General features: G+C 62.0%; 9 protein-coding genes, 1 tRNA gene and 1 other RNA gene. 7 read left to right on the top strand and 4 right to left on the bottom strand.

Annotated elements, in window-relative coordinates; all coding sequences use genetic code 11:
• The first annotated feature begins 135 nt into the window (after window positions 1–135).
• From NW809_RS08625 to NW809_RS08640, 4 genes are all read left to right on the top strand, one after another.
• Window positions 136–831 (top strand): hypothetical protein, encoded by a 696-nt coding sequence (locus NW809_RS08625; protein ID WP_228375217.1) that lies wholly within the window; start codon window positions 136–138, stop codon window positions 829–831.
• A gap of 31 nt (window positions 832–862) precedes the next feature.
• Window positions 863–1,579: a BMC domain-containing protein gene (locus tag NW809_RS08630; protein WP_099812055.1), complete on the top strand. Its 717-nt coding sequence runs from the start codon at window positions 863–865 to the stop codon at window positions 1,577–1,579.
• Between the two features lie 129 nt (window positions 1,580–1,708).
• An RNA gene (gene ffs / locus NW809_RS08635) (signal recognition particle sRNA small type) lies at window positions 1,709–1,806 on the top strand.
• Between the two features lie 41 nt (window positions 1,807–1,847).
• Window positions 1,848–2,261, top strand: coding sequence for a hypothetical protein (locus tag NW809_RS08640; protein ID WP_011430456.1), 414 nt, complete (start codon window positions 1,848–1,850; stop codon window positions 2,259–2,261).
• Between the two features lie 261 nt (window positions 2,262–2,522).
• Here NW809_RS08640 and NW809_RS08645 read toward each other — a convergent pair.
• Together NW809_RS08645 and rplS are read right to left on the bottom strand one after the other, a co-directional pair.
• A tRNA-Trp gene (locus tag NW809_RS08645) sits at window positions 2,523–2,595 on the bottom strand.
• Between the two features lie 62 nt (window positions 2,596–2,657).
• Entirely contained in the window at window positions 2,658–3,041 is a 384-nt protein-coding gene (rplS, locus tag NW809_RS08650) for a 50S ribosomal protein L19 (protein ID WP_011430457.1), read from the bottom strand.
• Between the two features lie 171 nt (window positions 3,042–3,212).
• On the opposite strand from rplS, the gene NW809_RS08655 reads away from it, so the two are divergent.
• The 3 genes from NW809_RS08655 to thrB all read left to right on the top strand — a co-directional run bounded on the left by NW809_RS08655 (window position 3,213) and on the right by thrB (window position 6,811).
• Window positions 3,213–4,610 (top strand): efflux RND transporter periplasmic adaptor subunit, encoded by a 1,398-nt coding sequence (locus NW809_RS08655; RefSeq protein ID WP_414401947.1) that lies wholly within the window; start codon window positions 3,213–3,215, stop codon window positions 4,608–4,610.
• Entirely contained in the window at window positions 4,607–5,818 is a 1,212-nt protein-coding gene (locus NW809_RS08660; RefSeq protein ID WP_011430459.1) for an ABC transporter permease, read from the top strand. Before NW809_RS08655 ends, NW809_RS08660 begins: the two co-directional genes overlap by 4 nt.
• 72 nt (window positions 5,819–5,890) lie before the next feature.
• Complete coding sequence (thrB, locus tag NW809_RS08665; RefSeq protein WP_011430460.1) at window positions 5,891–6,811, top strand: homoserine kinase; 921 nt, start codon at window positions 5,891–5,893, stop codon at window positions 6,809–6,811.
• A gap of 228 nt (window positions 6,812–7,039) precedes the next feature.
• On the opposite strand, the gene NW809_RS08670 is transcribed toward thrB, so the two are convergent.
• Together NW809_RS08670 and ybeY are read right to left on the bottom strand one after the other, a co-directional pair.
• Window positions 7,040–7,582: a diacylglycerol kinase family protein gene (locus NW809_RS08670; protein ID WP_099812054.1), complete on the bottom strand. Its 543-nt coding sequence runs from the start codon at window positions 7,580–7,582 to the stop codon at window positions 7,040–7,042.
• Complete coding sequence (gene ybeY, locus NW809_RS08675; protein ID WP_041438372.1) at window positions 7,566–8,057, bottom strand: rRNA maturation RNase YbeY; 492 nt, start codon at window positions 8,055–8,057, stop codon at window positions 7,566–7,568. Before ybeY ends, NW809_RS08670 begins: the two co-directional genes overlap by 17 nt.
• Window positions 8,058–8,513 lie beyond the last annotated feature (456 nt).

Consider the following 8,513-nt stretch of genomic DNA (forward strand, 5'->3'; position numbering starts at 1 on the left):
GCTGGGCATCGACCCCAAAGCCAAACGACGGGTGCTGGAGCAGATCATCCAAACCCCTTGAGGGATCCGCCTGTTCTCTGATCACTGTCGGTTCAAGGTTGGTTTTGATCCGACCTCCTAGCGATGAGGAGCACCTTGGCTTTGCCTCTGCCCACCTCTACAACGCTGCGCTCCTGGCCCAGCCAGAACGGCGAAACTCGCTACTATGTCAGTGGCGAGGTGCAGGTGGAGGCAGGGGCAGGCATTGCAGCGGGAGTGCTGTTGCGGGCCAACCCCGGCTGTCGCATCGAGATCGGGCGAGGCGTCTGTATTGGCATGGGATCCATCCTGCACGCCTGCGGGGGATCCCTCGTCGTGGAGGCGGGGGCCACCTTGGGAATGGGGGTGCTGGTGATCGGGCAGGGCACCATCGGCAAAAACGCCTGTATCGGCTCGGAAACCACGCTGCTCAACTGTTCAGTGCTCAGCCAGGCGGTGATCCCTCCCCGCTCGCTGGTCGGGGATCCCACCTATCCCAGCAGGCAAGAGGCGGAGGTGGGCATGGCTAGCGAGGCAGAGCCCGTGTCGGCGGCGGCCCCGCAAGAGCCGATAGAACCCCCTGAGGAAACCTTGCCTGAGCCGACCCCTCCCTCTCCCCCCGACTCGCCGCTGGCCCAGGTGGAAAAGCAAACCCGTCGTTGGCAGGAGGCGGCTGAGCAAACCCAAGAGAACTCGAGATCCCCTAAGACCCGCAAGCTAAATGGGATCCCGGGCTATTCGGAGCTGGATCGGCTGCTGGGCAAGATCTATCCTTACCGGCAGATCCTATCCTCTGGGGGTGGCCAGTCTTGAGGGCTACACTGGCATAAAGAAGTAGGGTGCTATGTCCACCTCTTTGGGCCTTATTCAGACACGCAGCTTTCCGGTCATTGTGCGCATTGCCGACGCCATGACCAAGTCGGCGGGGGTGACGCTGATCGGCTTTGAGAAGATCTCAGGAGGCTACTGCACGGCAATCGTACGGGGAGGGATTGCCGATGTGCGCATTGCCATCGAGGAGGGGATCGAGGTGGCCCGCCAGTTTGAGCAAGAGGAGATCTCCAGTTTGGTCATTCCACGGCCTTTGCCTAACTTGGAGGCGGTGCTGCCCGTCAGCAGCAAGCTGTCTCAACTGGCACAAAACCGCGGCTACAGCCGCCTCAGCAACTTGGCCGTGGGCCTGCTGGAAACCCGCGGCTTTCCGGCTATGGTAGGGGCCGCCGACACAATGCTGAAAACGGCGGATGTGCAACTGGCCGCCTACGAGACCATTGGCGACGGCCTGTGTACGGCCATCATTCGGGGCACGGTGGCCAACGTGGCCATCGCCATCGATGCCGGCATGTACGAGGCAGAGCGCATCGGCGAGCTGAACGCGGTGGCTGTGATCCCGCGCCCTCTCGACGAACTGGAGCAGGCTCTGCCGGTGGCCAGTTGTTTCGTTGCCCAACCGGTTACCTTGCCGGTGGCTATTCCCCAAGCCCAGGGACAAGAGGTGCGGCGCAGCGATACCGTTGTGGAGCGGATCCCAGTTTATCTGGAGCCGCCGGAAACCCCTTAGGTTTACCTTGCAAGACGGGAAGGCTCGCGCTGTACTCTGCCCCCTCCCGCCGTCTACAGGGGGAGAAGATCTGAGATCACCTCCAGAAAGCCGAGCGGGGCAGAGAGGAAAAATGTTAGGCTACTGGAAGACCTGGGTCCGTGCAGCTCCGACGCCCAAACCGTGTCAGGATCGGAAGATAGCAGCACTACGGGATGCTCTGAGCAGGCGCGTCAACCCGGGTCGCCCTCTTCCAAGTTTTACCTCTGCCCTGGCAGCGCACACCTGTATGGCCGAGACAGACAACCCCCTCGCCAACTTTGCTCAGAAGGCTTTCTACTTCGGCATGGGTTTGGCCGCGGTGGTGGCAGACAATGCTGCAAAGGTGGCCGGGAGAGCCAACAGCCGTCTGCTGGAGCTGCGCAAGCAGGTCCAGGCTTTGGTGGATGAATTGGTGGAGCGGGGGGCGATGACCGCCGAAGAGGCGCGGGCCTACATGGACGCCATCGCTGCCAACGCCAACCGTAGGGGGGGGGAAAGGTCTGCTGGCGCCCCTCGCAAGATCAACATTGACGACATGGGCGACGCTGAAGACAAGACTGGCACTGCCCTTGAACTTTCGGAAGCTGCCCGTTTGCGCCAACAGATTGCTGAGCTACAGGCAGAGTTGGATCGCATCAAGAAGGAAGCGAGGAAGTCCTAGGTTTGGCCCGGGAAAAGTTGGGATCTCTATCTCTTTAATCCTCGTTCACGGGGAACTGGAAGACTCTCCGCAGCGCCCTCAGCCCGATTGCGAACGGCTGCCGCCGAAGTTCCTTGGCCGCAGCGGCGAGTCTAAACAGGCTCGTCCAATTTTTGTTGGAGCGGTTGGCTTGGATCCCTGACTTCTCTCTGAAAATTGGCAGCTCGGGGCGCTTAAGCTTGAGAATCTACCCCAAGCCACCTCAAAATTCCGAACCGCTGACGCGTCCTGGAGGACTCGAACCCCCGACATCCGGTTTTGGAGACCGACGTTCTACCAACTGAACTAAGGACGCAGGAGTAGTAAAGGGTCAGCCCCTTACCTAGTTTACCTAGTGTAGCAGGTATGCCCAAAGCCTTAGAGGGTTTCTTCTTTAGAATCCGTTTTGGCTTTGATGCGAGTGGCCTTGCCCACTCGGTTTCGCAGATAGAACAGCTTGGCCCGCCGCACCTTGCCACGCCGCAACACCTGGATTGAGTCGATGCGCGGCGAGTGAACCAGGAAGACCCGCTCCACTCCAATTCCCTGGAAAATCTTGCGCACCGTGATGGTGCGGTTGCATCCAGAGTGACGCATAGCAATGACCGTGCCTTCAAAAGCCTGCACCCGCTCTTTGCCGCCCTCTTGAATGCGCACCCCCACCCGTACCTGATCGCCAACATGGATCTCTGGCAGATCCGACTTCATGTGGGCCGCTTCGATGGAGCGGATGATCTCTTCGGCGTTGATGCGAGCGTTCATGGCTTTCCCGCGTTATCGGCAGCTAATCAGTGTAGCAATCCCCCCTTTTTTTGTACAGAGCTTGCCAGCCGTCCGAACCCAATGGCCATGCGGGAAACCGCGTTTGCACCCCCTCTCCTTTTTCAATAGGCTGGATACAGAGAAAGCCCTTGTTAAAGGCGAGAGACTTTTGTGATCCTGCGCACCAATGAGCCCCAGACGGGATCCCCAACCCCTGCCAAATCTGCTGACCAACCTCTGCCACAGACCGGATCCCACAACAGAGGACTGCCCATCGGCTGGATCCTTGTGGGGATATTGTTAGCCGGCTTGGGCGGCGGCATTCTCGTTCAGCGTCAGCTCCGGCAACAGACGGCCCAGCGCCTGGAGAGGCTAACGGTGCCCGTGCAGGTGACAGATCTCGCCCAACGCCTGCGGGTGAGCGGCCAGGTGCAGCCGATCCGGCAGGTGAATGTCAGCCCCCGCGAGTCCGGTCGTCTGGCAGAGCTGCTGGTGGATCAGGGAGATGAGGTAGCGGCAGGGCAAGTGTTGGCTCGGATGGATTACGGGGATTTAGCCAGCGGCATTCGCCAAGCCCAAGCCCGCATCCAAGAGCTACAGGCCCGCCTAGCGGAACTGCAAGCTGGCGAGCGACCCCAGGTGATCGCGGCGGCCCAGGCCAGGGTGGATGCGGCGCGGTCGCAAGTGAGGTTGGCCGAAAGGGAATTGGAGCGGATTCAGACCCTGGTGCAGCAGGGGGTGGTGGCTCGTAGCGAGCTGGATCAACGCCTGGCCCGCCTGGAACAGGCGCAGGCGGACTGGCAAGCGGCTCAACAGGAGCTGGAGCGATTGCGGTCAGGTAGCCGCCCAGAAACGCTGCAGCAGATCCAAGCCCAGATTGCCCAAGCGGAGGCAGAGCTGGCCCAGCGGCAATCTCGCCTGGCTGAGGCCGAGATCCGGGCGCCCTTTTCCGGCGTGGTCGTCCAGCGCTTTGCCGAGGTGGGATCCTTTGTAACTCCCACTACCGCAGCTTCCGATGCCACCGCCGCTTCTTCCAGCTCTATCTTGGCGCTGGCCCAGGGGATCGAGGTGCGAGCCGAGGTGCCGGAGGCGCAGATTGCCCAGGTGCGGGTGGGGCAGCCGGTGGAGATCCGCTCCCTGGCCTATCCGGATCGGGTGGTGCAGGGGCGGGTGAAGCGGATTGCCCCTGCCACGGTGGTGGTGCGGGAGGTCACCGTCTTTCGGGTCATGATCGAACCGGAGGCGGGGGCAGACTTTTTGCGCACCGGCATGAACGTCTCGGTGGATTTTATCGGGGAGCGGCAGCCTCAGGCGCTCACGGTGCCCTCGGTGGCCATCTTGCGGGAGCAGGGCCAAGAGGGAGTGATCCTGCTGGATCCGCGAACCCAGCGGCCCGTCTATCGACCGGTGGAAACAGGCCTCACCCAGGGCGGGATCACCCAAGTGCTCTCCGGCTTGCGGGCGGGGGATCGGGTCTTTACGGCGCTGCCGCCGGGGGTGAACCTGGAGACTTTGATCCGACAAGAGCAAAATCGCAGCGAAACCGCTCAAATCAAGCCACACCCATGAGCCTACCGATTGCAGCCCGAATGGCCTGGCAAATGGTGCGCCGCTACCGCCTGCGCACCGGTTTAAGCATGTTAGGGATCCTCATCGGCAACGCCGCCGTCGTGGCCATTGCCGGGTTTGGCCATGCTGCCCAGGAGCTGGCCGTGGATCAGTTCCGTTCTTTGGGCACCAACTTGCTCATTGTCTTTTCTTCCAGCTTGGGCCTGGCGGACGCCAGCAACACCCGTCCCATTACCCTCGACGATCTACGGGCAATTGCCGCGGAAGTGCCCGCTGTGTCGGCAGCCGTCCCCAGTCTTGTGGTCAATGTGCGCGCCGTGCGGGGGGGAGTGGATCGCCGCTATGAGGCCACAGGCACCTGGCCGGAGTATTTGTCGGTGCTGAATTTGGAGATCGAGGAGGGGCGCTTTCTCTTGCCAGCGGATATTGAGGAGCAGCGCCCGGTGGTGGTGCTGGGCAGCGAGGCCGCCCGCGAGCTGTTCGGCTTGGATCCCGCTGCCGCTATCGGGGAGACGGTGCTGCTGAACAACCTGCCCTTCGAGGTAATCGGCACGTTGCGTTCTAAGCCAACGGTGTTTGGCAACAGCGATGCCGGCCTGTTTTTGCCGGTGGATGTGGTGGCCAACCGGTTTGTGGGGCGGCGCTCCCCCTATGGCCTGGAACTGACGGCGATCTTCGTCTCGGCCCGCTCCGAAGCAGATCTGCCGGCTGCCGAGTTCCAGATCCGCAACTTGCTGCGGCAACGGCACCAACTGGTGGGGGAGGATGACTTCGTCGTCCGCAACCAAAAGGTGTTGCTGGACGGGGCGGCCAGGATCTTAACCTTGCTGCGGGTGCTGCTGACCGGCACGGCGGCCCTCTCGCTGCTGGTGGGCGGGGTGGGGATCATGAATGTGATGCTGATCTCGGTGTCGGAACGCACCTCCGAGATCGGGTTGCGCAAGGCGATCGGCGCCGATAGCCGGCAAATTTTGCAGCAGTTTGCCACCGAAGCTATTCTCATTGCCGTCAGCGGGGGCGTGGCCGGGATCCTCCTCAGCAGCGGCCTGCTGGTGGCGCTGCAAGTGTTCACCCCCCTGGCCACCCGCGTGGATGCAGTGGCGGTGGCGGTGTCCTTTTCCCTCTCGACGGGGATCGGGGTGGTTTTCGGCATTTTCCCGGCCCGCCAAGCGGCGCAACTAGATCCCATCGAGGCCCTGCGAGCCTGAGATCTCCTATTCGTAGGATAATGGGGGCTTACAGGTATTGAGTTGCCCGCCGTTCGCTAAGGAGCTTCCCCCTTGGTTAGAGAGCGAGTAGAGGTGATCGTCCCCGCCACCACCGCTAACTTGGGGCCGGGGTTCGATTGCATCGGTGCAGCCCTGGAGCTCTACAACCACTTCCAGTTTCGCGAGATTCCGACCGGCCTCAGCATCCACTATCGCGGCAGCGATCACATCAGCCAGAGCAAGGACAACCTGGTGTACCGCGCTTTCTGCCGTGCTTTCGAGCTGCTAAGCAAGCCGGTGCCGGGGGTGGAGATTGAGATCACCCTCAACGTGCCCCTGGCGCGGGGCCTGGGCAGCTCTGCCACTGCCATTGTCGGCGGCCTGTTGGGGGCTAATGCTCTTGGATCGCTGAACCTGGCTCCTGAGACTCTCCTGCAGTTGGCCATTGCCCTTGAAGGCCATCCCGACAACGTGGTGCCCGCCCTCCAGGGCGGCTGTCAACTCTGTGTGCAGGGGCAGCAGGGGCAATGGGTATTTTGCCCGGTGGATTGGCACGAGCGCATCGGCCTAGTGGCGGCGGTGCCTAACTTTAAGCTGTCTACCCAGGCGGCCCGCGAGATCCTGCCCAAGTCCGTCAGCCTGGCGGATGCTGTCTTTTCCGTCAGTCACCTGGGGCTGCTTATCCGCAGCCTGCAGTCGGGGCGGGCGGACTGGCTGAAGGTGGCCTTGCAGGATCGACTGCACCAACCGGCGCGCATGGAGCTGATTACCGGCTTCAAAACCGTCCAGGCAGCGGCTCTGGCTGCCGGGGCCTATGGGGTGGTGATCAGCGGGGCTGGCCCCACGCTTTTAGCCTTCTGCGCCCCGGAGGAGCGAGAACGGGTGGGATGCGCCATGGTCGGCGCCTGGGAGCAACTGGATATCGAAGCAGAGGCCAAACCCCTGAATTTGGATCGACAGGGGGGACGGGTGGTGATCCATTCCCAAATATAGAGGAGGCCCTTGGGTCAAGCTGGTCACCCCGATTACAAAGGGGTCGTACTTTTAGGCGTATAGGCCTTTCGCAGACTAGGACACCGCCCTCCCACTCAAGTTCCCGACCCTCCTTATCCCTCACCCCTTAACCCCTTTCCCTGCGGGAGAGGGGAGCCAGGAATCCACAGCACAAACCTGTTTGGGATGGGATCCCTTGAGAGGCTGGGCAAAACTTTTTCGGCGTCCCTACCCTGGCAGCAGCAGCAGCAAGGGGGGGAGAAACAGCCAAGCTGCCACAGCCAAAGCCGCCATCGCTGCCACTAACACCGCTCCAGCAGCGCAATCTTTGGCAATTTCTGCCAGCAGGTGATAGCGGCTGCCCAGGGTCAGATCCACCACTGCTTCCAGGGCAGTATTCACCAGCTCCAAGGCCATCACCATCCCGCTGGTCAAGCTGATCAGGGCCATTTCTACGGCGCTCAGCCGCAGGGCCAACCCTAAGACAAAGGCCACTACCGCCATAGCCAGGTGGATGCGAAAGTTGCGCTGGGTGCGGGCGGCGTACAGCAGGCCCTTTCCTGCATAGTAGAAGCTTTTACTTAGGCTAGTGGCCACCTGCCACGAAGGGGGGCGCTGCCAGGGATCCTGCGCCGCGAGGTCAGCCTCGGCTCCCGGGTCTGGTGCCTCGGAGGGATGGGCCGAATCGACCTGCGCTGAAGTGAAAGGGGCTCGCCGTCGCAATGCCGCCAAACGCAGCGGCTGGGGAAAACGGCTAGGGCTGCTGGCCATGGGTCACCTCCAGGTCTTCTTGGATGGCGGCAAGCAGGTGGTGCTGTTGCTGCAGCATGCGCTGTAGGGAAAGCTCATCGGGGTGATCCCATCCCAAGAGATGCAGCAGGCCGTGGCTGGCCAGCCAGGCCAATTCCCGCGACAGCCGCTGCCCCTGGGCTTTTGCCTGCGCGCAAGCGGTGGGTACCGAAATCACGATATCCCCCAGCAGGCGCACCCCTGTTATCTTCTGCAGCTCGACAGGGGTGGACGTCTCCTCGGCGGCAAAGGCCAGGACATCGGTGGGAGCGTCGATGTGGCGAAACTCGCGGTTGAGCTGGCGGATGTGCTCGTCGGAGGTGAGGCAAAGGCTGAGCTCGCAGGGATCCGTCACCCCCAGCTCCCGCAGCCACACCTCAAACCAACGGTGCCAAGTGGCTTCCTCAACTGGGCTGGGGACGTTTAGCTCCAGGTACAGATCCAGGAATCCCTCCATGCAGGCCTCACTCACACCCAAAATTGGCTCGCTGGCCCCATTGAGTACGGAGCGGAACGGCCACCCACGACTTGAGTCGCCCTTGCCAGTGGTACAAACCTTCAATGTACTGTAGCGCTAACATTGCTGGCTGTGCTAGGGTGCCGCTGCGATAGCCATAAAAGACGCCTCCCCAGGCAAATACGCTGCAAACCCTGGAAGGGGGAAGTCAAGGAACCCCATGTAAGGGGAGCGGCGGCCAAGGTGATAGGGAAATCAGACGCAACTCTCGGACTTTCTTTGTCTGAGGGATGTCGGGGGTGCGGCTGGGCAGCGCCCTCCAAAGTTTGCTGCCAGGGTGCTCGGCCATCTCCCCACTCAAGTGCGGGGAGCGTCAACGCGCCCCCTACTCTGGGGGTTCACCCGGAAGTTCGGGCCAGGCTGCGGCGACCCTCTGGCTGGCAAGCTGTTGTAGCG

This window comes from Synechococcus sp. WC101 (assembly GCF_047461555.1).
Classification (GTDB): domain Bacteria; phylum Cyanobacteriota; class Cyanobacteriia; order Thermostichales; family Thermostichaceae; genus Thermostichus.

Bases quoted from the DNA above. Each gene is read 5' to 3' on its own strand.
- rplS (WP_011430457.1), bottom strand. From the start codon at position 3,041: ATGAACGCTCGCATCAACGCCGAAGAGATCATCCGCTCCATCGAAGCG.
- NW809_RS08670 (WP_099812054.1), bottom strand. From the start codon at position 7,582: ATGGCCAGCAGCCCTAGCCGTTTTCCCCAGCCGCTGCGTTTGGCGGCA.
- NW809_RS08640 (WP_011430456.1), top strand. From the start codon at position 1,848: ATGGCCGAGACAGACAACCCCCTCGCCAACTTTGCTCAGAAGGCTTTC.
- ybeY (WP_041438372.1), bottom strand. From the start codon at position 8,057: ATGGAGGGATTCCTGGATCTGTACCTGGAGCTAAACGTCCCCAGCCCA.
- NW809_RS08660 (WP_011430459.1), top strand. From the start codon at position 4,607: ATGAGCCTACCGATTGCAGCCCGAATGGCCTGGCAAATGGTGCGCCGC.
- NW809_RS08630 (WP_099812055.1), top strand. From the start codon at position 863: ATGTCCACCTCTTTGGGCCTTATTCAGACACGCAGCTTTCCGGTCATT.